This window comes from Aequorivita echinoideorum (assembly GCF_018476645.1).
GTDB classification, from domain to species: domain Bacteria; phylum Bacteroidota; class Bacteroidia; order Flavobacteriales; family Flavobacteriaceae; genus Aequorivita; species Aequorivita echinoideorum.
Genome location: NZ_JAHCTB010000001.1, coordinates 147,433 through 172,532 on the forward strand (window position 1 = coordinate 147,433; position 25,100 = coordinate 172,532).

19 protein-coding genes are annotated in these 25,100 nt (G+C 37.9%); 6 read left to right on the forward strand and 13 right to left on the reverse strand.

The annotated features are described in order from the left end of the window. Positions 1-247 precede the first annotated feature (247 nt). The 4 genes from KIV10_RS00730 (at position 248) to KIV10_RS00745 (ending at position 7,703) form a co-directional block, all read left to right on the forward strand. Positions 248-3,922 (forward strand): Ig-like domain-containing protein, encoded by a 3,675-nt coding sequence (locus KIV10_RS00730; RefSeq protein ID WP_214111571.1) that lies wholly within the window; start codon positions 248-250, stop codon positions 3,920-3,922. 49 nt (positions 3,923-3,971) lie between these two features. Continuing rightward, positions 3,972-4,907 (forward strand): PorP/SprF family type IX secretion system membrane protein, encoded by a 936-nt coding sequence (locus KIV10_RS00735; protein WP_214111572.1) that lies wholly within the window; start codon positions 3,972-3,974, stop codon positions 4,905-4,907. Between the two features lie 12 nt (positions 4,908-4,919). Further along, complete coding sequence (locus tag KIV10_RS00740) at positions 4,920-6,851, forward strand: OmpA family protein (RefSeq protein ID WP_214111573.1); 1,932 nt, start codon at positions 4,920-4,922, stop codon at positions 6,849-6,851. Positions 6,852-7,004: 153 nt separating this feature from the next. Continuing rightward, complete coding sequence (locus tag KIV10_RS00745; RefSeq protein WP_214111574.1) at positions 7,005-7,703, forward strand: pirin family protein; 699 nt, start codon at positions 7,005-7,007, stop codon at positions 7,701-7,703. A 60-nt stretch (positions 7,704-7,763) separates the two neighbouring features. On the opposite strand, the gene KIV10_RS00750 is transcribed toward KIV10_RS00745, so the two are convergent. The 10 genes from KIV10_RS00750 to KIV10_RS00795 form a co-directional block, all read right to left on the reverse strand. After that, positions 7,764-8,171: a BLUF domain-containing protein gene (locus KIV10_RS00750; RefSeq protein ID WP_214111575.1), complete on the reverse strand. Its 408-nt coding sequence runs from the start codon at positions 8,169-8,171 to the stop codon at positions 7,764-7,766. A 479-nt stretch (positions 8,172-8,650) separates the two neighbouring features. Next, positions 8,651-9,466 carry a DUF1206 domain-containing protein gene (locus KIV10_RS00755; protein ID WP_214111576.1) on the reverse strand — a complete coding sequence of 272 codons (816 nt, stop codon included), beginning with the start codon at positions 9,464-9,466 and terminating at the stop codon, positions 8,651-8,653. A 124-nt stretch (positions 9,467-9,590) separates the two neighbouring features. Continuing rightward, positions 9,591-9,989, reverse strand: coding sequence for a response regulator (locus KIV10_RS00760; protein ID WP_214111577.1), 399 nt, complete (start codon positions 9,987-9,989; stop codon positions 9,591-9,593). Then, positions 9,990-11,879 carry a PAS domain-containing sensor histidine kinase gene (locus KIV10_RS00765; RefSeq protein ID WP_214111578.1) on the reverse strand — a complete coding sequence of 630 codons (1,890 nt, stop codon included), beginning with the start codon at positions 11,877-11,879 and terminating at the stop codon, positions 9,990-9,992. Between the two features lie 151 nt (positions 11,880-12,030). Beyond that, positions 12,031-12,261: a non-homologous end-joining DNA ligase LigD gene (ligD, locus tag KIV10_RS14050; protein ID WP_407650145.1), complete on the reverse strand. Its 231-nt coding sequence runs from the start codon at positions 12,259-12,261 to the stop codon at positions 12,031-12,033. Positions 12,262-12,351: 90 nt separating this feature from the next. Continuing rightward, on the reverse strand, positions 12,352-14,088 hold the full coding sequence (locus KIV10_RS00775) for a M56 family metallopeptidase (RefSeq protein WP_214111580.1): 1,737 nt from the start codon (positions 14,086-14,088) through the stop codon (positions 12,352-12,354). 1 nt (position 14,089) lies between these two features. Next, the gene (locus tag KIV10_RS00780) at positions 14,090-14,449 is read right to left on the reverse strand and encodes a BlaI/MecI/CopY family transcriptional regulator (protein WP_214111581.1); all 360 of its coding nucleotides are present in this window, start codon (positions 14,447-14,449) and stop codon (positions 14,090-14,092) included. A 153-nt stretch (positions 14,450-14,602) separates the two neighbouring features. Then, positions 14,603-15,151 (reverse strand): hypothetical protein, encoded by a 549-nt coding sequence (locus KIV10_RS00785; RefSeq protein ID WP_214111582.1) that lies wholly within the window; start codon positions 15,149-15,151, stop codon positions 14,603-14,605. Positions 15,152-15,169: 18 nt separating this feature from the next. Further along, positions 15,170-15,661 (reverse strand): outer membrane protein, encoded by a 492-nt coding sequence (locus KIV10_RS00790; RefSeq protein WP_214111583.1) that lies wholly within the window; start codon positions 15,659-15,661, stop codon positions 15,170-15,172. Positions 15,662-15,682: 21 nt separating this feature from the next. Continuing rightward, a complete protein-coding gene (locus KIV10_RS00795; RefSeq protein ID WP_214111584.1) occupies positions 15,683-16,456 on the reverse strand; it encodes a hypothetical protein in 774 nt (257 codons plus the stop codon). A 266-nt stretch (positions 16,457-16,722) separates the two neighbouring features. On the opposite strand from KIV10_RS00795, the gene KIV10_RS00800 reads away from it, so the two are divergent. Beyond that, on the forward strand, positions 16,723-17,445 hold the full coding sequence (locus KIV10_RS00800) for a LytR/AlgR family response regulator transcription factor (RefSeq protein ID WP_214111585.1): 723 nt from the start codon (positions 16,723-16,725) through the stop codon (positions 17,443-17,445). Between the two features lie 3 nt (positions 17,446-17,448). Further along, on the forward strand, positions 17,449-18,915 hold the full coding sequence (locus KIV10_RS00805; RefSeq protein WP_214111586.1) for a histidine kinase: 1,467 nt from the start codon (positions 17,449-17,451) through the stop codon (positions 18,913-18,915). A gap of 61 nt (positions 18,916-18,976) precedes the next feature. Here KIV10_RS00805 and KIV10_RS00810 read toward each other — a convergent pair whose 3' ends face one another. The 3 genes from KIV10_RS00810 to KIV10_RS00820 all read right to left on the reverse strand — a co-directional run bounded on the left by KIV10_RS00810 (position 18,977) and on the right by KIV10_RS00820 (position 24,961). Then, positions 18,977-21,286: a T9SS type A sorting domain-containing protein gene (locus KIV10_RS00810; protein ID WP_214111587.1), complete on the reverse strand. Its 2,310-nt coding sequence runs from the start codon at positions 21,284-21,286 to the stop codon at positions 18,977-18,979. A 106-nt stretch (positions 21,287-21,392) separates the two neighbouring features. Then, positions 21,393-23,030: a tetratricopeptide repeat protein gene (locus KIV10_RS00815; protein WP_214111588.1), complete on the reverse strand. Its 1,638-nt coding sequence runs from the start codon at positions 23,028-23,030 to the stop codon at positions 21,393-21,395. Positions 23,031-23,113: 83 nt separating this feature from the next. Continuing rightward, positions 23,114-24,961, reverse strand: coding sequence for a tetratricopeptide repeat protein (locus KIV10_RS00820; RefSeq protein ID WP_214111589.1), 1,848 nt, complete (start codon positions 24,959-24,961; stop codon positions 23,114-23,116). Positions 24,962-25,100: the final 139 nt, after the last annotated feature.

Sequence of the window (25,100 nt, forward strand, 5' to 3'; positions counted from 1 at the left end):
ACAACCTCAAAACTTAATTCAAAAAAGTTAATTTTTTAAGTAAAGATTTAGAAGTATTTGAACATCTGAAAAGTAAATATCGCAAAATCTTTTCAAATTTCGCAAACTAACTAATTAGTCCGAAGACTAAAAAACTCTCGAAAATTTGTCGGCTTGTCAAACCGCATACTGTATTCATTTCAGCGTGCTCACTAAAAATTATTTATGATAATGAAATAACCATTACCGGAACCCAAATTTTACCATTATGAAAAAACACCTACACCTTTCAGAAAGCCTTGGCTATACCTATGTTTTAATGGTATTAATGGCTTGTTCGCTTATCTCTTCACAAATGGCGCTGTCTCAGACCAAAGTTCTCGCAGACCAAGTTACCTTCCAAAATAATGTTGATAATGCAAATAATGCAACTTTGGACAATAATGATTCCGCAACATTAAATTCCTATGGTGGAATTGCAGTGGGGATAGGTAATTACAGCGGAGAGCTGGAGCTGAGCTTTCCTTCTACGGTTCCTGCAAATACAACCAGTTATGTAAAAATTGATTTTGATAATGATGTTCTAAATGCGTTGCTGGGAGGAAGTTTAGGCACTCTCCTCGCAGATGTCCTGGGAACGGTAGTACTGGGCAATCACTTCTTTGATATTGAAGCCCGCAATGGTGGAACAACCGTGCTTTCACGCTCCTCACTTGTTCCGCCATCGGATAGAAGATTCCGAATTGTTCAAGATGCAATGGGTGATTTTTATATAGCTATCACGCCAAGCCAGGCCTATGATAGAATCTATATTCAAGATAATACAAGCGCTCTTTTATTGGGGACTTCCAATAGCATGGAAGTTTATAATGCGTTTTATTTCAGCGGAAATCAATGCAATATTGATCCTTTATATTCTGATTTTGATGGTGAAGGCATAACATTGGATCTACTAAATCTTGGTGGTGCAGGTGTTGAAAATCCTGAATTTGCAATTGATGGAGATGAAGCTACATATTCCGAATTAAGCTTAGGCATTGTTGGTGTACTAGCATCCATGCAACAAAATGTTTATTTTCCAGCGCCTTATACTCCTACAAGTGAGTTTGAAATCACCCTAAGAGCAGAGCCTACTCTCGTAAACTTAGGCCTGCTGAATCAAGTTTCGGTCAGGGCATATAATGGATTTAATCAAGTTTATTCTACCAACATCAATAGCTTGCTTACGCTCGATTTGCTCACCCTTCTACAAAACGGTCAAGAAGCTACTATTGTCTTTATACCTGGAGCATCTTTTGATCGTGTCACCATTGAATTGGAATCACTATTGAATGTAAATATTGCGCAATCCATTGATATATATGAAATTAATGTTGTAGGAACAGCGACTCCCACAACAAATGATGAAACCCAGGAATTTTGCGCTGTCGATGAACCCACAGTTGCCGATATTCAAATAAATGAAACATCCATTTTATGGTATGACAGTGAGACTGGCGGAAACCAGTTACCATTAACTGAGCTTTTAGTCAATGGAGAGATTTATTATGCAGCACAAATTATAAATGGCTGCGAAAGCGAGGAAAGACTAGCGGTTGAGATAACAATTAACGACACTCCTCCGCCAACAACAACTAATATGGACCAGACCTTCTGCGCGATCGATGCCCCAACGATTTCTGATTTGGATGCAGCTGGACCGAATATTGTTTGGTATGATGCGCCAACCGATGGAAACGCCTATGCCTCAACGGATCTGCTCGTTGATGGCCTGACCTATTACGCTTCTGCCACCGGGACTAATGGTTGCGAAAGCTCCGTTCGGCTTGCCGTAAATGTGTCAATTGAGGACACGCCCGCGCCGACAACATCAAATACGGACCAATCGTTCTGTGAAATCGATGAGCCGACCGTGGCGGACCTTGATGCCACAGGACAAAATATTATTTGGTACGATGCGCTAATGGATGGAAACGCCTATGCTTTAACGGATCTGCTTGTTGACGGACTGACCTACTACGCATCGGCGACTGGGACTAATGGTTGCGAGAGTTCAATTCGGCTTGCCGTGAATGTCTCAATTGAGGACACGCCCGCGCCCACAACCTCAAGTACGGACCAATCGTTCTGTGAAATCGACGAGCCCAAGGTTTCTGATCTGGATGCCACGGGACAAAATATCGTTTGGTACGATGCACCAATCGATGGAAACGCTTACGCTTCAACTGATCTGCTTGTTGACGGACTGACCTACTACGCATCGGCGACTGGGACTAATGGTTGCGAGAGTTCAATTCGGCTTGCCGTGAATGTGTCAATTGAGGACACGCCCGCGCCCACAACCTCGAATACGAATCAATCTTTTTGTACAATCGATGCCCCAACGATTTCTGATTTGGATGCAGCTGGACAAAATATTATTTGGTATGATGCGCCTACCGATGGAAATGCCTACGCCTCAACGGATCTGCTTGTTGACGGCCTGACCTATTACGCTTCTGCCACAGGGGCAAATGGTTGCGAAAGCTCCGTTCGGCTTGCCGTAAATGTGTCAATTGAGGACACGCCCGCGCCCACAACCTCGAATACGAATCAATCTTTTTGTACAATCGATGCCCCAACGATTTCTGATCTGGATGCCGCAGGACCGAATATTATTTGGTACGATGCGCCAATTGACGGAAACGCTTACGCTTCAACGGATCTATTGATTGATGGCCTGACCTACTATGCCTCTGCCACAGGGGCAAATGGTTGCGAGAGCTCCATTCGGCTTGCCGTGAATGTGTCAATTGAGGACACGCCCGCGCCCATAACCTCGAATACGAATCAATCTTTTTGTACAATCGATGCCCCAACGATTTCTGATTTGGATGCAGCTGGACAAAATATTATTTGGTATGATGCGCCTACCAACGGAAACGCCTACGCCTCAACGGATCTGCTTGTTGATGGCCTGACCTACTATGCCTCGGCGACCGGGACCAACGGTTGCGAGAGCTCCGTTCGGCTTGCTGTGAATGTTTCTTTAAATGTTCAATCAAATCCAACCATAAGCTCAAACAATTCTGGTAATGTTTGTTTAAATACAGCCGTAATGTACACCACTGAAAGCGGGAATTCCAACTATATATGGAATTTCACAGGCGGCGAACTCATTTCAGGCGGCGGCTCCACAGATGATTTTATAGAAATCCTTTGGACGTCTATGGACTCGAACACGGTAAGTGTTTCCTACCATTCGGAAAGTGATTGTACCTCAGGCGAAACATTTGTATTCAATGAAACTGTAATGGTATGCGCCGATATCACCATCAGCAAAATTGTTAACAATCCAACACCAATGATCGGTGAAACTATTCAATTTACTATTGAGGTAAATAATCTTGGACCCAATGACTTTACGGAGATTGAAATCAGCGAGAATATACCTTCTGGATACGATTATGTCTCGCACGAAAGTTCTATTGGAACCTACATTCCAACCATAGGAATTTGGAGCATTGATCTTTTACCGGCAAACGAAACAGCTATTTTGACGCTTAATGTCAAGGTTTTAAATATTGGTGATTATTTGAACACAGCTACAATAATGAGGTCGAACCCCGAAGATATGGACGACTCAAATAATTACGCAGAAATGGGAATTGAGCCTGTATGCCTATTTGTATTCAATGAATTTTCCCCGAACAGTGATGGTATCAACGACACTTTTACAATAACCTGTATTGAAAATTGGCCAAACAATAATCTAAAGGTTTTCAACCGCTACGGAAGTTTGGTATACGAAAAGAACCGGTATGATAATTCTTGGGAAGGACGTGCAAATGTAAGCAATGCTTCAAGAAAAGATGAAGTATTACCTTCAGATACATATTATTACGTCTTGGATATGGGAGATGGGAATAAACCAAAAGTAGGCTGGTTGTTTTTAATCAAATAACAGCAAGCCACTTCAGTAAACATTCAATTTTCACCTAAAATATAACGTTATGAAACTTCCAAATATAAATTTCCAAAATATTCTCACCATTCTTTTAGTGCCTTTTTTTGCCGCAACGCTCCACGCACAACAGGATCCCCAGTATACGCAATATATGTATAACACTATGAGCATTAATCCAGGATATGCCGGCTCCTTGGGTACTCTTGATGTGGTGGGCCTATACCGCGACCAATGGGTGGGCATAGATGGCGCGCCCGTGACCCAGAATTTGGGAATTCATAGCCCGCTACGCAATGAGAAAATAGGACTGGGACTTAATCTTCAAAATGATAAAATAGGACCAGCTAATGAATTTCATGCCGATGTAAACTTTAGTTACACGCTACAAGTAAATTCCACATTAAAATTGGGATTGGGATTAAAAGGAGGGGCAAAAATTTTCAATGTAGATTTTTCAAAAGGAAATTTTGAAAATCCGGGGATAGACCCGCTTTCCCAAAATATAGAAAATAGCGTAAGCACAACGCTGGGTGCGGGTGCCTACCTGTATTCAGACAATTGGTATTTGGGACTATCGGTGCCAGATTTTATTACGAATAAATTTTATGATGACATCGAACAATCGGTAGCGGAAGAGGAAATTCAATATTATTTGATTGGAGGGTATGTTTTTGATCTTTCGCCCTCGTTAAGGTTTAAGCCTACCGTTTTGGCAAAATACCTTCACGGTTTTCCTCTGGTGGTGGATGTTTCGGCTAATTTTTTGTTCATGGAGCAATTTTCCGTAGGTGCCTCCTATCGTTACGATGACGCTATAAGTGGCCTTGCGGGTGTCAATTTTCTCGAGGGTTTCTTTGTAGGCTATTCCTATGACTATACGCTTACCGATCTATCAAATTATAATTCTGGCACGCACGAGATTATACTAAGGTATTCACTTCCCCAGAAAAATAAAAGAATCAATTCCCCCAGATATTTTTAAAAACCAACTATCATGAAGAAAATAATACTATTCATATTCACCATTATTTCGAGCCATTGCTTTGCGCAGGCAGAACTAAAAAAAGCTGATCGCTTGCTCAATTCGTACGCATATACGGAGGCTGTGGGATTGTATAATAATTATTTCGAAAAAAATAAAGATGCCAGCCCCGAGACGTATCTAAAAGCAGCTGATGCCAATTATTTCACAAACAATATGCGGCAAGCCTCCATGCTTTATGAAAAAACATATAAAGCTAACGGAACTCTTGAAGAACCGTATCTATCACGCTATGTACGGAGTTTACGGAGCGTGCGCGATTATGAAAAAGCGGATGCTATTTATTTGAAATATCTAAAAGCAAACCAAAATGAAGAAGAAATCCAAAAATATAAAAGTGAAGCAAAAGCATTCAACACCTTGCTGAAAAGTGAGGAGCCATCGCGTTACACACTCACCAATCTGGATATCAATACCAAATATTCTGATTTTGTAAATGTTATCCACGGTGATGAAGTGATTTTTTCGTCTTCGAGGCCAGGAGCGGCAAAGGAGCTGTATGCTTGGAATGAGCAACCCTATTTGAGTCAATTTAGCGCGCAGCGAAATGAAAACGGACAACTTGCGGAACCATCGCTCTATGCGCAGCAAATAAGTTCAAATTTTCACGATGCCACCATTGCAATGGTGCCCAACAGCAATGTTGTTTATTTTACCAGTAGCGCCATCAAAAAAAACAAATTGGTTCTCGATGAAGGGCAAAATAACAATTTCAGTATTTACAAGGGAGTGCTGGAAAATGGAAAGATTACGGGTAAGGAGACTGTTTTCTTTGCTGCGGCGGAATATTCTACGGGCCATCCATCTGTAAGTTCGGACGGGAAGTATCTTTTTTTTGCATCAGACATGCCGGACGGTTATGGCGAAGCGGATATTTATTACAGTGAAATTTTTGAGGACGGTACGCTTTCCACACCAAAAAATGCTGGCGAAATTATAAATACGAGCGGAAATGATTATTTCCCAAATCTTATAGATGGTGAATTGTACTTTTCTTCCAATGGGCACGTGGGCTTCGGAGGAACGGATTTGTACGTCTCAAATTTTTCAGAAGAAAAGGGATTTTCAGAATTACAAAATCTGGGCAAAGTGGCGAACAGTGCCGATGATGATTTTTCAATTGTATTTAATGAAGACCGCAAATCTGGGTATCTGTCATCAAACCGCGCGGGCGGAAAAGGAGATGATGATATGTATTATTTTATCCGAAAACCATTGACATGTGACCAACTAATAGGTGGAAGAGTAACCGACAAATTAAGCAAACAACAACTGGACGCGGTTACGGTCACTGCGAAAGATCTCGAAAATACCATTTTGGGAACCACCCAAACCGATACCAACGGATTATACGAATTAAAAATACCCTGCAACACAAAAGTAACCCTCGTGGCTAACAAAGATGGTTTCATTGAAAAATCACAGATAACTACCACGGGTGATGTGGATGGGACAGCTACCGAAAAAGTAAATTTTGAGCTCCGTAAGATTGAAGACGTTATTGTGAAAGACGATAAAGGAGTAGAAAAAATAAAATTGGATGCCATCTATTTCGATTACAATAAATGGGATATAACCCCACAAGCTGCACAAGTTTTGGACAAAGCGGTAGATCTTTTCAATGAACTTCCAAATATGCGCATAAAGATAGAATCGCACACAGATTCCCGCGGAAAGAATGAATACAATTTGAACTTATCTGACAAGCGCGCAAAGGCCACCCAAGAATATATATATTCAAAAGGTATTGCGAAGGACAGGATTGAAAGCGCCACAGGCTATGGCGAAAGTAGATTGCTCAACAAATGCGCCGATGGTGTGCGCTGCACAGACTCGGAGCACGACCTAAACCGAAGATCTGACTTTATCATTTTAACGAGATGAATTAACCCGATTTCATAAATTTTTAACTTAATCCGAGATTTTTACTTTTAGTCTATAATTTTTTGTAATTTTAGATACGTTTTCCCCCTATAAAACGAAGTTAGATGACCAACCACATCTTAACTCGAACTGTTTATTTATAAAATCTAGGGTATGGAAACTTTTTTACTTAAGGCAGAAGACCGAATAACCGATATTAGGGAAACTGTTTCAATCTATAACCATTACGATAAAGAACAGCTAAAACTTCCTAAGGAGTTACCGTTCAAAAATCTCCTTAATATAAGAGATTTTGATCTTAAACCAAATATGGGTATTTTGCCCCATAAACACATAAATAGAGAGCTAATAACCATAATGGTGTCCGGAAATCTGGTGCAAAAAACCAATAGGGGGGAAACAGTACATTTGCAGCCTGGGGACGTTCAATTTATGAGTGCTGGCTCTGGCATTTCGCATTTTGAATATAATTTGAGCGGTAATTCGTGGCTAAACTGCATGCAAGTTTGCCTTGAGCCAAGAAAAAGTTTTACCAAACCTCTCAACAAAACCATTAAATTACCACCTAACCGCAATGCATTCCACACTATAATTTCCCCAAAAAAAAATGATAATGGTTATTTGCCCGTGGATGATGATTTCTATATTCATTTTGGGATGTTTGAAAGCGGCCATAATTTTGTACATAACCAAGATCAACATAGTAAAGGCTGCATTGTTATAAGCCTCTTCGGAAATTTGATCGTAAATGGATTATCGCTGGGCGGAAAGGATACACTTTTTATATGGAATGAAGAAACCATTGAAATTGAAGCGGAAAAAGCAACCGATTTCTTTTTATTTGAAGCTTAAAAATTTCTTATATAAAAATTTTCAATTTTTGTGGAGTAATTATTTATAATACGCTACATATTAATTGCTTGTGTTGCACAAAAAAGGATTCAAAAAAGCATAAAGACTTTTCGCATAGGGCGAATCTGCCAGTGTAGCCAAATATTTTGAAAATTCCTTCAATTCTTCAAAATTGTTCATCGTTCTGAAACCTAATTTATAATTTGAAAAAATTCTTTCATCGATGGGGTGCCTCAAAATAACCGTAATTTGATTGTGCCGTTCGTCCCGCTCTATCTTATAAAAAAGTGCATCAATTATTGCATTTTCACCTTCAATCACCTGTATAAATGTACCTTCTTGATAAATCAAAATTCCCGTTATGCCATAATAATTATTGTTGGATATGGTTTGGTCAAAAAGAGCTTGGATCTCCTCATCGGGAAATAACTTCACGGAATTACTGATGTAGCATATGGTAGATAGCATTTACTGCAAGTTACCTTTTTAAGAATCAGTTACAACTTAATGAAATAATAAATTGTTTCAGAATTAACTTAGTGTTTGAGTTAATAATAACTTCATTAGAAACAATTATGGATAATCTTTAAAAGCAAAATTTACGAGTAGTTTAAAGCTTCATCAATTTTTTGGCATCTCGATAATGGTAAATCCTCTTTGTGATCCGAACAGACCATAATGGAAGAAATTGCCAGAGCCGTGGCGAGCATAGCCACAAATACAAAAGAAAAAATAATCAACGCTGGGGAGTAAAGAAATTCTGAAAAAAAAGATTTGAGCACGCGTATAACCAAAATATATGGGTTCTAAGCAGGTTACCAATATTCTGATTTGGGAGCAGAAGCTCAAAGCTACGCCCATTGTTTGCATTTCCATTATCCATTTAATAGAAAGATTGCCGTAAAACAGTTTCTTTTGGAAGAAAATTCTTTTTGAAGAAACAGCAATTATTCTTTCTCCTCAAAATTTCGGAATCGCGAAAGCAATACATAGAACGCCCCATACGCTATAAAGCCGGCCGCTGTAAACGCCATTAAGGCTCTCCCTAAAAAGGATTGTTCCAAAAATGAAAAAGCATCTTGAATACCTTTAATCTCGTGGTTGCCCGTATAGATACCGGCACGAAGAAAAAAATATGCAATAATTGCCACAATGAAAGCGCGCGAATAGAAACCAAACTGCCCCAACCTACGAATTAATTGCGAATTTCGCCGACCTTCCAAATTGAATTGGTCCAATAATCGCCCCCTAAAAACACCTAAAATTAAAATCACTGCTTGTATCCCCAAAACTATTCCCACGATTATAAAAATAATGGAGAGCAAATGGGGGCCCAAAAAATCGAGATATTGTGACGTTTTATCGTCATCAATGGAATATGTGAATAAATGATAAAATGCCAAAAAGGCAACAAAAATATATACCAATCCTGTACTAAATACGCCAAAACGCTGTAGAAAGGCCTTTCTATCACTTCCCATATTTTCAGGATCCTTAAAAGCTTGCACGAACATCCAGTATGAATAACAAAGCAACCCCGCTCCCATTAAAACCAATAGTGTTTGACCGAAAATTTGTCGCTTCAAAAAAATAAGCGCTTGATTGGTTCCCACACTCTCGCCGCCCATATTCAGCGCCGCCAGAAGTGAAAATATTCCTATGACCAAATAAATGATCCCTTTGGATATAAAGCCAATGATTGCCGTAATTCTGTAGGATTTTTTCAAATGTTGACTATCTACGAAAATTTCCCAAAGGTACATTTACTTTTATGAAGAATAGCCAGGTATGGAAGTTCCTTGAAATAGGATTTTCACCATTGAAAAAGTTTCGGAATATTATTTTGAAGAAAATTTAGAAAAAACTGAATTCTTTGAAATGAATAATTTATAGGGGAAAACCTTCCTTTAAATTTTTCAATACATCTATTGAGATAGGCTTCACAACAAAGTTGCTTACGGAATCATAATGCTTCGCCCTATCAAAATCCTTGGGGTCTATGGACGAACTTACAATGTAAATGACTATTTTTTTTTCAATTTCTATTTGGGTAAATACATCCAAAAACTGCCAGCCGTCCATTATGGGCATATTCAAATCCAGAAGAATTAAATCCGGAAGGCGCTGCCCCGCTTCAATAAGAGCGGTCAAATTATCCAATGCATCCTTTCCATTTTTAAAGATTAGAAATGCATCGCAGAAATTTACCAGTTCCATCATTCGCCGAGTTCCGTATACAAAGATGGGATCGTCATCCACAATGCAAGCCAAATCTATTTTTTTCATTTATTCCTGTTCTTGATTTTTTAAAGATACAAAAAATGTGGTGCCCACACCCACGGTACTTTTTACCCAAACTTTTCCGCCGATAGCCTCAATTTGATTTTTTGTAATAAATAATCCCAAACCTCTGGAATCCTTTGCCTCGTGAAAAGTTTTGTACATTCCGAACAATTTATCTCCATGGGTTTTTAGGTCGATACCAAGACCGTTATCCTTAAATGAAATAACGACATTATCATCCTCCACAACTGCATCAACTTCAATTATGGGAGGTCTTTCTGGCGATCTGTATTTTATTGCATTGGTAAGAAAATTTAAGAGAATACTATCCAAATAAGCTGGAATAGCCAGTACGTTTATTTTAGGATCAATTTTATTTACAATAGTAGATTTTTGCTCAAGCGATACCGCCCTTATACTTGTAATTGCCTTTTCCAAATAATCAAAAAGTGAAAGGGAGCTGAGGTTTTGACCCGTTTTTGTGTTCAGTATGGCCACTTCATTTAAGTGCTGAACTGTTTCTTCAAGGTTGCCCACCGCGGTTTTTAGCATCGGAAAAATTTCATTTTCCATAGCTTCGGGCGCATCCATTTCCATCAAATTTAAAAGCATTGCGAGATTTCCAGAGTGCGAGCGCAAATTATGGCTTACAATGTGTGTAAAATTCAACAGGCGGAAATTTTGGTCCTTGGTAATTTCCAACAATTCCTGTACTCTTTTTTTATCGAGAATTTTTGAGGTAATATCACTAAACTGCATTACAAAATGCAATGGATTGCCTTCATCGTCCCTTACCAAAGAAATGGTGAGTATTATCCAAATGATTTCACCACTTTTGGACATCAGGCGTTTTTCACTTTCAAAGGATTCAATATGGCCACGCAACGCCTCTTTCAACAGATGGGTATCATTCTCCAACTCTTCCTGATGAATTAAATCGCTGTATTTAAGTTTCAATAATTCAGCTTTTGTGTATCCCAACATTTTTGAGAGGCTTTTATTTACATTTATCCATGATAAATCCAAACTTACCAAAGCCATTCCCACGCCAGCAAAATCAAAAGTTTTCCTGAAAATCTGTTCAGCGAGTTCCAGCCTTTTAATGAGTCGTGCCTTTTCATCAATATCCTGAAAAACCCCATAGACTTTTACGCACTCATCATTTTCACGTACGCTTATCCCGATGGAACGTACCCATTTTTCATTTCCAAGATGGGTTTCAATTATAAATTCATCATCAAAACCCTTTCCCTCCACGACACATTCATTGAAAAGTTTGAGGATCCGCTCCCTGTTTTTTCCTTCTTTGTAAAAAGCGATACCATTTTCAAAGGAGGGTTCATAATCTGCCGGAACCTCGTGGATTCGTTTTGTCACATCGCTCCAGCTTACTTTCTGGGCTATTAAATCTACCTCCCAGGTTCCAATGATTGCCGCCTCGTTGGTACGGTCCAAAAGGTCTTTATATTTTGCCGCTAAAATTTCATCATTTTTACGCTGGCTAATATCCCGAACAGAACCAATAACCACCGGTTGACCGCCTTCAAGCTCAACATTCCAAGTGTTGAGTACCCAAACCCAGTTACCATTTTTATTTAGAAAGCGATGTTCCACTTTATTGGATACTAAAGCATCGAGATCCTTATTTTGAAGAAAATTCCTGAAAAATTCGTCTTCAGCATGAATACAATCTAGAAAATTTTGGGAGCTCCAGATGTTCGAGTCCTCTGGGCCGCAGCCCAAAATATTCTGAAGAACATCATCTAAAAAAATCTCATCGGTTACAGGTTTCCATTTCCAGATGCCAATATTTAGGGAAGAAAGAATAGATTTATAAAAATCATTTGTGGCTAATGGCTGCCGTTTACATTTAGGGGTATTTTCAGATTTCATTGATTTGGGGTTTACAATAAAAACGTGCTGTCAGGCAATATAGAATTCCTGAAAGAGAAATCTACAAAGCCAAGTTCATAATTTAAATAAATATTTCAAAACAATTGAATAAACGAAAAATGAGATCATTCGGTTTTCAAAAAAAATTTTTTTATTCCAAATTTTCCAGCGCCATTTCCATGTCGATTCCACTTTCAAGCACGGGCTTGAACCAATCTCCAGTTTGCGCGATGCGCGCAGGCATATTTTTAAAGTTGAAGTCCAAAATTTCAACACCTTTTTTCAACTCATTCCAAGACACGGGCGCGGAAACTGTCGCACCGGGTTTTTCTTTAAAATTAAAAAACTTACACGGCAGAAGTTTGATTTGTATTGCTATTATCTAACCAATAATTTTAAATCGATTTCAAATAAAAAATCCGCAACGGAAATTATCTCCGTCACGGATTATTATATAGTTAGGGTCGGGGCGTTATTCTACCTTTGTAGTGATAATGATTACGCCACTTTTACCTTCAGCTTTATCTTTGTACAGCGCCTGTGCTTTTTTGCCTTTTAAAATATTCACGGATTCAATTTTTTCTGGATTCAGTTTATTCACAACTTCCTCACTCACCTCTTCCCCATCCAGAATGTAAAGTGCATTATCCAAACTGAATTTGGCAGCGGAGTCTTGTGTGTTATTTGCGCGGCGGCGGCGTCTTTCGTTTCTTCTTTCCTCCATTTGGCGGCGCATTTCATCAGAGCGTTTCTGCATTTCGGCTTCTCGTTGCTCGATATTTTTCATCATCTCCTCTCTTCGCGTTTCAGCTTCTCGGCGCATTTCCTCTCTTCTTTCCTGCATTTCGGCCCGTCTTTCATCGCTATCAGTTATAGCTCCGTTACCCTGCACAACTTTATTGGTAGCAGAAGTTATCCCAAACTGCCCCTCTTCGGTTCTAAAAATCACTATTTCAGAAATACCTTTTGTTTGATTCACTGAATAGCTGTTTTGATTGTTTCCCACCAAATCCTTCACTTCCAGATTGATGCCGATAATTTCTCCACTTGTATTGTAAAATACAGAATTCAATTTCAGGATAACATCATAATTTTCTTTTAAATCTGCTGCAATGGTTTCAATTTCAGCTTTGGTCGCAGTATTCGGGATTATTTTCTGAAATGCCTTTCCGCCAACATTATTATCTGAATTATTTTTTTCTGAAGTCATAACTTTTTGTGGACTTGCCGTTGATGAAGTTGAAATTGCAGTAGCTTTTGAAATTTCGGTTGTTTTAAAACCATCTTTATCCGTTTGATCCTGCGTAACTCCATCAGTAATTTTCGGCGAAACTTTGGTTTGATACGTTACATTTTCCCTCACGTTGAAGCTATATAAAAATACAGCAATTGCAGGCAAAATCAATAACATTTTCAATTGGTTGAGGCTGCTGGAAGATTTTTTGTTAAGCATAAGTATTCGTTTTTTGGTGAATGAATGATAAAATGTATGCGTTAGTGCCGGAGCCGCAGCAAATGTTGCGGCTTTTACCAGCGTAAGTTGATATAATTTAACGTTTTCTGAATTTTTGGAAGCCGATGCATCTGCGAGGAATTCCAAATTCTGTTCCAAAGATTTTTTATATAGCCAAGCAAACGGATTGAACCACTGCGCCACGAGCATTAATTGCATAAGCATCATATCCATACTATGCAACTGCTTGGCGTGCGCCTGCTCGTGATTCAGTATCATTTGAAGTTCCTTCGAGCTGTGCTGCCCGGGATCAAAAACAATATAGTTGAAAAATGAAAAGGGCGTTTTAAGACCGTTTATGTGAATGTATCGAAATCCAGCTTGATCTATTTTTTTATTTTTTAAAATGAAATTTGATATGGTGTAAAATTTTCGCAGAAAATTGAAAAACATCACTACGCAGCCCAAAATGTAAATCAGAAGTGCGAGCTGCCAAAAATCGAAATGTGTTATTTCTGAAGGAATTTCGGTGTTGGTTTCCAATTCATTTAAATTTAAATGGCTTAAATCCAGAGCCTTCTTATAAACAGTTCTAGTAAAAACAATGGCCGGAACAAACAATGAAGCAACCAGTCCAAACATCAGGAAAAATCTATTCGCTTTAAAAAAAGTTTCCTTTTGCAGAAAAAGCCTGTAAACAAAGAAGAAAAATCCCAGAATGGCGGCGCTTTTCAAGATGTAACTGATTGTTTCCATATTAATTTTTGTTTTCTATGATGGCCAGAATTTCGCGTAACTCTTCAGCAGTAATTTTTTCTTCCTTGGCAAAAAATGAGACCATATCTTTATAAGAACTGTCAAAAAACCTGCGCGTTGCTTCATTCCAAAACTTTTTTCCGTACTCTTCGCGGCTTACCGTAGGGAAATATTGATGCGTTTTCCCAAATGCCTGATGGCCCACAAAACCTTTTTCCTCCAAGTTTCTAACGATTGTGGAAACCGTGTTGTAATGAAGACTTTTATCCTCAAGCGCAGCCTGAACTTGTTTTATAAATGCTTTTTCCAGTTGCCAAAGCACGTGCATAATTTCCTCTTCTTTGTTCGTTAGTTTTTCCATTTATTGTGGGGATATTTCTTTTAAATGTAACAGATTTCAAACTTATAACTAAAAATATAGTTTTGCAACTATTTTTATAGTTATTTTAAAATCCATTGTAAATAAGACCGAAACCTTTTGGTTTCGGTCTTGGCTAATTCAATTAAACCATGATTATTGTTGTCTAATTTTTGCCCTAAAGCTTCCATTGGAAACTTGTATGCCAGGTCTATCTGGGTCTATTACGTGTTCCGCGGAAAAACTGAAAGTTCCAATTACTTCGGTATCATTTATTTCTGAAATTGTTAGGGAACCAGAAGCTTCCAAACCATATTCGTTGTCATTGGTCGTATTTGTATATATAACCGAAAATCCACTTCCATCAAGAAACTCGGCAGCATTTCCTATGGGATAGTTGCCCGGTGTGGGTCTGTCCAAGGGCCCATTAATAGAGCTTCTATAAAAGGTTAAACTGAAAGTCTGCACGCCTCCATCGTTATCAAACATATTGATAATTTGCGGTGTCGTTGTCTGCTGTTCCATTTCTATAAAATTGGCAAACCCGGTTTTATTTCCTGTTATATCGCCAGATAGTGTAAAATTAACTTCACCCATATCGTTTTGGGGTTCGCTATCATTATTATCATCATTGTTGCAACTTCCAAGAATTAGCAAAGCTGTAAGTGCAACCATCCATTTTTTTAATTTGAATAGGTTTTTCATTTTGAATGTTTTAAAGATTTATAAAAGAAATTTTACGCCGCCCGAAACTACAAGTTGACCGGGATCCATAATTACATATTTAAGCTCAGCAAATGGAAGTATGTTTCCATCTAGATTGAAATCTACCCCAGCTCCCAAATTCAAGCCTATATTTCCGTCGCTACCTTCACTGCCAAAGTCAAACCCGTCAATCTCAACACTCACATGAGTGTAATTGAGTCCGGCAAGTGCATACAGATTTACGCTTTCTGTTGGCAAAACTGTATAGTGTACATCGCCATTCAATTCCCACCAATTCAGTTTTACTGAATTTTCATTTTTTGGGAGATAGTAAATGAAAGAAGGCACCACACTCAAATTTTCGATAATTCCAAATTCAGCATTCACACCAATTCCCAGATTTTCAATTTCAGAGCCGTATGCCAAAAAACCTCCCAGTTTTATGTCATTCTGTGCGTAGATTATTCCACCGAAGGCAATTAAAATAATTGTCAATAGTTGTTTTTTCATAAATGTTAAAAATATTAGTGATTAATTATAGTCCGCAGTGTCCAGCGTTACCTTATTCTGCTTTAATGATATGGCCTCCATTGTGCCTGAATTTTTAGGCTTTTTCTTATCCATATTTTCTACGTATAGTACAAGAACATCCTCATTATCGTTGAAATAATTTTTTAAAGGTGCGTATTGTTTATCAGATTTTGCCATTGCGTTGTTGCCCACTCCGGCCTCTTGGGTATAATACAAGATGATTCGGTGCGTTTTGTTTTCCAATTGCTTTCCAGTTGCTGGGAAGCCCAAAATGGTTTTCTGTGGAAGATCTGTAACGGTGTAGTCCTCTATTTTTTCATCATTTTTTCCACTGTTTTTTATAGCAGTAGTATGAAGCATTTTTTGGCCAGATACATCCATAAACATATAAACAAGTTCATTTTTGCCATCCACCACATTTATAACGGTACTGTTATCCACTTTAGTTACCATACCAATGTAATCTGCATTTGATTTTAGGTACATAACCATGGGCAAAGACTGCCCATCTGTGGTAAGCTGCATTTTATATTCATAATCAAATTCAAACTTCCTATCTGGAATTACTGACTTTTCGCTTTCCTTTTTTTCAAAATCCAAGGCGCCATCCATTGCGCCATCTACATTTTTTGTAGTTTCTTTTTCGCTCTTATTAAGGACTGTATTTTCAGTAGCGTTTACAACGCGCTCCTTTAATTTCTTGAAGAATTGGGCTTGTGCCGCCGTAGATAATAAAAGGAAATAAATGAAAATACATTTTACAAAAGTTTTCATACTGTCTGGTTTTAGAAGTTTCTTGGAGCAAAATTGAATGACTTTCAAAGAATCTAAAATTGAAATTGTACCACAGGTTTATATTTATGTAACAACTGCAGAAAAGAATTAAAACTCACACCTATTAAAAGAGACGCTTCAAAAAAAAGAGTTTCCGCCATTCATAATGGGAATAAATTGGATTGTACAGGATTTTTGTCTTTTCATAAAAATTTCCAAACGCGCCATTGTTTTTTTCCTATTTTTAAAAATAAAGGCAAACGTATATGCTGAAAACCATACTCATAGATGACGAGGAGAATTCCTTGAAAAGTCTTTCTTGGGAACTTACCCAATTCTGTAATAATGTTTCTATTCTCAAAACATTTACAAAAGCTTCGGAAGGCATACTTTATTTGAAAAACAATTCTGTGGATTGTGTATTTCTAGATATTGAAATGCCCGAAATGGATGGCTTTAAATTTTTGGAATATTTTCCGGAAAGAAATTTTCAAGTTGTATTTGTTACTGCTTACCACCAATATGCCATAAAGGCCATTAAACAACAAGCCATTGATTACCTGCTGAAACCTGTAGATGCGGACGACCTTATAATTACCGTTGAAAAAATAAAAAAAAGACTGAAGGACCAAGCCAGTTGGCAACGAATTGAAGAGCGCCTATTTGCTCTGCCGGAAAAGCGCATAACCATCCCCGTGGACGGCAAACTCGTGTTTCTATCTGCCAGTGATATTCTTTATTGTGAAAGTGACGGTAATTATTGCAAAATATTTACGGAAGACCAAAAACACATTTTTGTAACAAAAAAATTGAAGGAAATACATCAACTTTTGCCGGGAGAACTTTTTTTCAGGGTTCACAAAAGTTATGTGGTGAATCTTCAAAAAATAAAGGAATATTTAAAGACCGATGGATATTTGGTAGTTGGCAACCATAAAAAAATTCCAGTTTCACGCACCAAAAAAGCAACTTTTCTCGACAGTCTTTAAAGTATGGATTTTGTCCCCTACATATTTTTTTGGCACCTATCCATTTCGGCTATTTTAATTTTATGCACAATTAGCTGCATCATAGGCAATTATAGCAAGGAAAAAAGTTTTCTCCTGTATTCATTTTATAGTTTTTTTCTTTTCGTTTTTTTGGTTAGGGAATCTCCCTACGACATTGGTATTCAAAAATTTCTTATTCAAAACAATGTAATTCAGCTGCATTGGTATTTACAGGTAATTTATAATTGTGCCTATTTTTTGTTTTTTGTCACATTTTTGGATATAAAAAAGTTTCAGCCAAAATTTTATAAATGGATTACCCAATTTGTGGCTACATCGTTTTCCTTGGGAACGTTGACATTACTTTACAGTTTCATTGCAGGCGACAGCGATTTCTATCGCTATTTTTTCATTTATCTCTTTACGCCTATTATGTTTTTATTGGCTCTGTACACAGTTTACAGGGCGCTTAAATTGCCTGGCAATTTGAAATATTTTATATGCATAGGCAGTCTTAGTTACATTGTGCTGGCCGTTATGGCTCTCATATTTGCCCTAAGCGGAATAGCTTCTGTAAATACGGCTCTTTTTCTTTTTTATTTGGGAATTTTGATTGAAAATCTAGTATTTGCGCTTGGTCTTGCCTATAAAGTGAAAGTTATAAACCAAGCCAGATTATTTCAAATAAATGAAAACCAAAAAATAAAAAATGAACAGCACGAACTGCTGTCCCAAGCGCTCAGGGCAAAAGAGCACGAGGTTCTGCAATTAACGGCAAAGGCTGAAGAGGAACGTATCGCAAAAATAAAAACCGAATTTGAGGGCGAGCTCCACCAATTGCACCTAACCTCGTTGCAGAGCCAGATGAATCCGCATTTCATATTCAATGCTCTTACATCCATCAAGGTTTTTCTTATAGAAAATGATAAGGCACAGGCAATTTATTATTTGAACAAATTCTCGAAACTCATCCGGAAAATTTTGGAAAGCTCGCGTATTGAAACCGTGACGCTTGCTGAAGAATTGGAAATTATTAAATTGTACGTAGGCATAGAAAACATACGCTTTTCTGAAGCATTACATTTTAAAATTGAAGTTGGGGATGCGGTTGATATTTCCCGTATCAAAATGCCTCCACTCATATTGCAGCCATTTGTGGAAAACGCACTCTGGCATGGATTGATGCCAAAAGATGGAAAAAAGAGTCTTACAATTTTCCTTAAAAAGAATCAAAATAGCACAATACTTGAAATTCAAGATAATGGAATCGGGCGCGACGCCTCCCAAAAAAACCGAATGCAAAAGGCATTTAAAAAAGATTCTCTTGGTCTATCGCTTAGCAACGAACGCTTAAAATACTTTAATAAAAAACAGGGTCTTGACTATTTCTTTGAAATAAAGGACTTAAAGAATACTGAAAACCAAAGCGAAGGTACCCAAGTGGTTTTCTATTTGAACGAAACCAAATAATTTAAAAGCCTCCCGAAATTTCTTCCGAAAGGCTTCTGCTAACAATCAAATTTAACGAGGTTTATTCTTTTATTATTCTTTTGAAGAAAACTTCATTTTTATTCGTTCTTATCCTCACCAAATAAACGCCACGCTCCAAAGCTGAAATATTCAGTGTAGAGACTGCATTGGCAGTCATCACCTGTGCGCCATTCATTGCGAAAATTGTAGTCTGCATTACATGTGAATCTTTCACTCCAATATTCAAAATATCGCTTGCAGGATTTGGATAGATGGATATTGAATTTAAACCGGCTTGCAAATCTGGGGTTCCAAGTGGGGTAAGATCAATAGTATATTCAATTAAACCAAGATCAAAACTACCAATGTATGCCACAGCAGAATTTTCGTTGAAATAATATTGGGACGCTGCGGATCCTATTCCCAATAGCTGTTCGTTATTTATAGTCTGCCAATTTTCGCCATTATTTGTTGAAAAATGTAATGCAAATTCAGATACCTGGCTACTATAAGTTGAAGCCATCATAGCGCCTTCTGTTTCAGTAGAAAATGCAACATTATATACTAAGGATGTCGTTTTCCTATCCCAATTCTGTCCCCCGTTTTCGGAAATATAAATTCCCTTGGAGCTTGCTAGGGCGAGTCTATCTGTGTTAAGCGGATCTTGGGTCAAATCAAAAATGAGATCATTTGCGGTCATGGCTTCAAGGCCCGTGCTATTTTCCGCCCACGTACTTCCCCCATCCGTTGAAACGTAAACGTCCGTTCCAACGGCGATGGTTATTTTATCTGAAGAATCAATTAAAATTCCATTGATATAATTCAAGGTGGGAAGATTTAGCGTAGTTTCCACGATGTTGTTGATATCGCTGAAATCTATTTTCTTCAGAATTGTTTCACTAGGATCGAATCCCCCGAAAGCTGCAAAAATTGTTTGAGGGGCACTGGGGAAAGTGGCTACAGAAGTAAATCTATTGGCAAAAATACTTAACAGTTGCGTTTCCGTGGCGCCATTATCATTGCTCAAAACCAAACTGGATCCCATAAAACTGGAGGTAAATTTAAAAATTCTGTTGGGTGTAATTTGGTCTGCATACTGTGTTTGTCCTGGATTGTTAGAAAAAGTACTCAACGGCACGATGTCATAAGGAGTTTCAGTGCCTGTATCTAAATCTCTGTGTACATACCCAAATTGAACGCCGTAATATAAATTCTCTTCAGAACCATTTCTGAAAATATCCATATTTCCGGTACTGGTAAAATACGGCGTTTTGCTCCAAGTAAGAGTTTCTCCACCATCATTTGAAAATAGGGGAATATAATTGGCGCTTATAAAAATTTCATCAGAATTTTGTGGATTATAGCTAGCATTTAATCCGTAATAATAGTTTTCGGAATCATCAACATTAGGGTACACAATATTTTGAAAAGTAGCACCGCCATCTTCGGAAATTGCAATTTCATTTTCTTCCAAAACAATTAATTGCGAAGGGTTATTATCGTTGATTTTAATTACGGTAATATTGTCCAGAATACCTTCAGTCCAAGTAATGGGCACAATATTGAAAGTTGCCCCGCCATCTGTTGATTTATAAAGATTTTCAACTGTGCCGCCAAAACTTATTCCCGTACCTATATAAATATTTTGTGCATTTAACGGATCAAAGGTTATAGGATCAAGAATAATCCCTGGAAGTTTTTCTGTAAAATTCTGGCCTCCATCCACTGATATAAACAAACCACCATCCACACCAGTGCTACCATTTCCGCGTGTTAAAAATAATTTATTAGGATCTGTTGGGCTTATGGCGACATCATTGATGAAAACAGTATCGTTGTTTGTGGTATAATAAATCATATCCCAATTTGCGCCACCATCTGCCGTGTAAAATGTCCGCCCTTCTGTGTTGAAACCTTGAGGAAAATTGGTGTCTACCAATAGCACGTCCATATCGGCATCATAAAAATCATATGAGGAAACATAAGCAAGATCTGATTGGTTTGGCAATGCAAATGTTTTAATCACGGAGGCTGAAGCAATATCGTAAACCATAATTGCATTTACGGTTGTATTGGGTAAAAAAGCAGAAAATGTAAGCGCGGTACCGTCTGCTGAAAGTTTTAAATCCCTGATTTCTGCACCTTGTCCAAGGATTAGGGAATATAAAATTTGCCAACTGGCGCCATTATCTTCAGAAACTACAATGTGGTTGCCCAATGTTACAGCATATACTTTATTGGGAACGCTTGCGTCATACGTTATGTCAAAAATTCTTCCGTATTCTTCAGAACCCGTAATCTCAAGCTGGGCATATATTTGTTGGAAGGAGAATGAGATTAGGCATAAAAAAAGGATAATTAATTTTTTCATAAATAAAATTTTTAGTGGAACCCAATATTCCGAAATACATTTTAAAATGAATAATTTTCAAGAATAATTACTGCGACAGCAATCAGAAAAAACGTGACAAAGCCCCCTAAATAGTTGAAATGTAATGATATAAATTTGAACTATCCGCCAGCCCCATTTTGGTACTTATTCGCTCTTTTCGCTTTCGGGATGCTTCTACAGTAATATTGAAGAGGGAAGAAATTTCTTTATTTGTAAGATCCATGTACAAATAGCTCAAATAACGAATGTCGTTCGCCGTAAGTTCCGGATGCCTTTTTTTCAGTTCAGAGATGAAATTGTGGTTCACCTCTTCAAAGTGTGTGAAAAAATTTTCCCATTCACTATCGCTCTTCAGCAAGCTTTTTAGTTCCTTAATTTTTTTTGAAAGTTGCTGGTTGCGCGTAATCTCGCTCTGGCTGGAAAGTGAATTGATTATATCTTTAAGTAGCTCGTTCCTGCTTGAAATTTGGAGAGCTTTAGCTGCGAGTTTTCTGTTTCGGGTATCAATTTCGTTCTTAAGTTTTTCCTGTTCCAGTAATGCAAGTGCTTCCTTTGTGTGCAGTTGCTTTTCAAGGACCAGATTATCACTTTTCTTTTTTTGAAGTTCCAATTCAATAATTTCCTTGCTTCTGTTATGTAAAATTTTTCGCTGTTTGTTTTTGATAAAACTATTCCGAAGCGCCCAAGCAATTAAACAAATCACCAAAAGCAAAATACCCAACAATGCATAAAGCATATTTCGCTCAGCTACCTGTTTTTCCTTGTTTTGCTGAAGCTCACGACGATAATTTGAAATTTCAAATTTAACTTTATTCGTTTCGAAAAAACGTCCATTCTTCATTTGGTTCAAAGAATCGGTAAGCGAAATGACTGAATCCTTGGCTTGCAAGGCATTGTCCATATCAGCATTTGCCCGATATACTTTTGCCAATTGGTTAAATGCCGAAATCCTTGTTTCCGGGTCTATGGCGGTACCCAACGCAGATTGTGCGTAATCCAATGCCGTGGAAACATCGCCCATATCTAAGTAAATGTTTGAAAGCAGAACAAGTACAGTTATCTTTTCTTCTATAAATGCTAGCGACTGGATATTTGGCAATACCTGTAATGCCGTAGCTTTCGCCAGTTCATAATTCTTTCTGCGGTACTGGTTTTCTGCAATAGCTAGCTCTGCCAAATATTTAATTTCCGGTTGGTTTCCTAGATTTTCCATGGCTTCATTCAAATATTTTGAAGCTATATCCAACTGATTCTGCTGATTGGCCAAAACACCTAAATTAACAGCATAAAGCCCCACTTTCATTTGGTCTTTACTTTCATTAGCAAGCATATATGCCTTTTTGAAATATTCTTCGGCTTTTGCCAAATCATTTTCCTTTGAATATAAAATTGCAATGTTGTTGAGGACAATCATTTCCTCATTTTCATCGAGTCGCTTTATAGCAATGGTGTAAGCTTCCAGATAATTATCCAGCGCCTCACCGTAATCCAGCATAGAATAGTAATTGGCGCCAATGTTGTTGATGGCTAGAAATTCCTGACGGTACCATTGGTTTTCCTCTGCAATGGAACGAGCCTCTGTAAGTAATTCCAAAGATTTGGTAAATTCTTTATTGTTTCTCGCACGTACACCGTGAACGAGCAAAGTATCTACATGCGCGGGATTTTGGGCAGCCAAAAGCGCACTTTGTAGTGCAAAATATATAAAAAAGAAATATTTCATAGCATTGTTAGCGCCCGTGAAGTTAGTTGATATAAAAATCAACACATAATTTTTGAGCTATTTTTGAAAAGTATGAGTTGTAGTTAAACCTCCGCAATCAATTTTTCAAAAGCTTCCTCATCGTGCTGTAAGCCCATTTTGCTTCGAATGAATTCCTTTTTTGAAATTATTTCATGTTCGCTTGTGCCCATTAGGGCGGCAATTTCCTTGAGAGAAAGCTGCAGTCGCAACATACAGCAAAAGGCAATGTCATTTTCGGAAAGCGTTGGGAACATTTCCGTTAAAACCGAGGCAAAATCTGGATGGACCTCAATAAACTTATTTTTGAAATATTTCCAATAATTGTGTTTTTTCAGAATAGCAGCAATGTCTGAAGCCAATTTTTTTGAAGCTTCAGGATTTTCACGCGCTTCTACGAGTTCTATTATTTTGTTCTGCACGTTCGCCATTTCCAGGGAAATATCTACCAATTCCTTTTCCTTATTTTCCAAGGTTATGGAACGTTCCTGTAAAAGCTGTCCCTCAAGATGGGCTTTTTCTTCAAGTGATTTTTTCGAGATTTCTAAATTGGCAACGCGTTCTTTTTGAAGCTTTAACTTGTTTTGGTTATTGATGTAAATGGAAATCCCTATCCCAATAATGAGCAACAAAAGAAGAATTCCCAAAATGAAAATATTACGCTCCTTCGCGTTGTTCTCTTTCAATAATTCATTGTTTTTTGAAAGCACCAAATTTTGTTCCCGCCGCAAGTCGTTTTGATAGGCTTCCTGCAGCTCTTTCGCTTTTAATTTGTTCACCGCATCATTCACTGAATCTTTCAGAAAATCCATCCTTTCGTACGCCGCAATAGATTTATCGGTCAGCCCTTTATTGCCATACGTAACTACAGCATTCCGCAAAAAATAGATCTCATTATCTGCATTCAGCTTGAGTCTGGGAATACTGGATGAGGCTTTTACATCTTCAATGACCGCAAGGGCTTCGTTGAAATTGTTTTGGGAATTCAAAAATTCCAAATATTGGCCCGCCACATCCATAAAGCGCGGCGAATGCAACCTTAGCAAACCATCGTAGGCTTCCCGCACAGCTGCTTTAGCTTTTGAAAATCTATTGGTTTTTGTATATACAAGACCCAATTTGCTTATCGCAAAATATGCGTATTCGTGATTCCCTCTTGCTTTTAAGCCCGCTACCACTTCAGTCAATGCTTTTTCAGCTTCCGTGTATTCTTCAAAATGCATCAAGCAATCTGAATAATTCATCAAGGTATAATAATAGTTGGTGCTTTTGTCCTCGGCAAATTTGGGCAAAACCTCTCCGTATAATTCTTTAGCAAACGTATAATCGCCGCTATTGTAATAAACATTGGCGAGTTTCTGTTTTACCGCGTAAATCTCTCTTTTATTGCCAGCTTCGGTTAAGATTTTAATAGCTTTTTTCAGTGCTTCCATAGCTTTTTCGCTATCCAGCATATAGTTGTAATTGGAAGCCATTTCGCCATAGACCATCCCTTGCCCCTCTTTGTTGTTGGCTTTTTTGAAAAGCTCGCTTGCCTTTTCAAGAGCTTCAAATGAATCCTGATACCGTGAAGCGGTACGGTAGTTTATGGCCAAATTCATATACTGGCGTGCCTGTAAAAGCGGATACTCCTTTGTGAAAACAATCGCTTTTTTAATATAAAATTCCGAAGTATCAAAAACCGCCTGCTTGTTGTAGATTAAGCCGAGATTGGAATAGTTTTTAGCCAAAATAGTATCGTGTAATCCTTCGGAATTTTCCAAAAGCCGTGCGATGTATATTTTGGCAGAATCTGGTTTTGTGTTTATGCTTTTGCTTATTTGTTCCGTGAGCCTTTTAATATTGGGGCGTTGGGCGAGGGACGGTGCCAAACTTGCAAAAAACAAAAGTAGGAGTAGGTATCCTTTTTTCATATATTTTGGAAATTTGCAAAGATAGATTTTTCTTACAAAACAATTAAGTTAGTTAAATAATTATACGGTAATCTTTTAAAATGAAGTTCTATAAACACAAAAACCAAAGAATCATTATTTTTTATTCAAAAAGAATAAA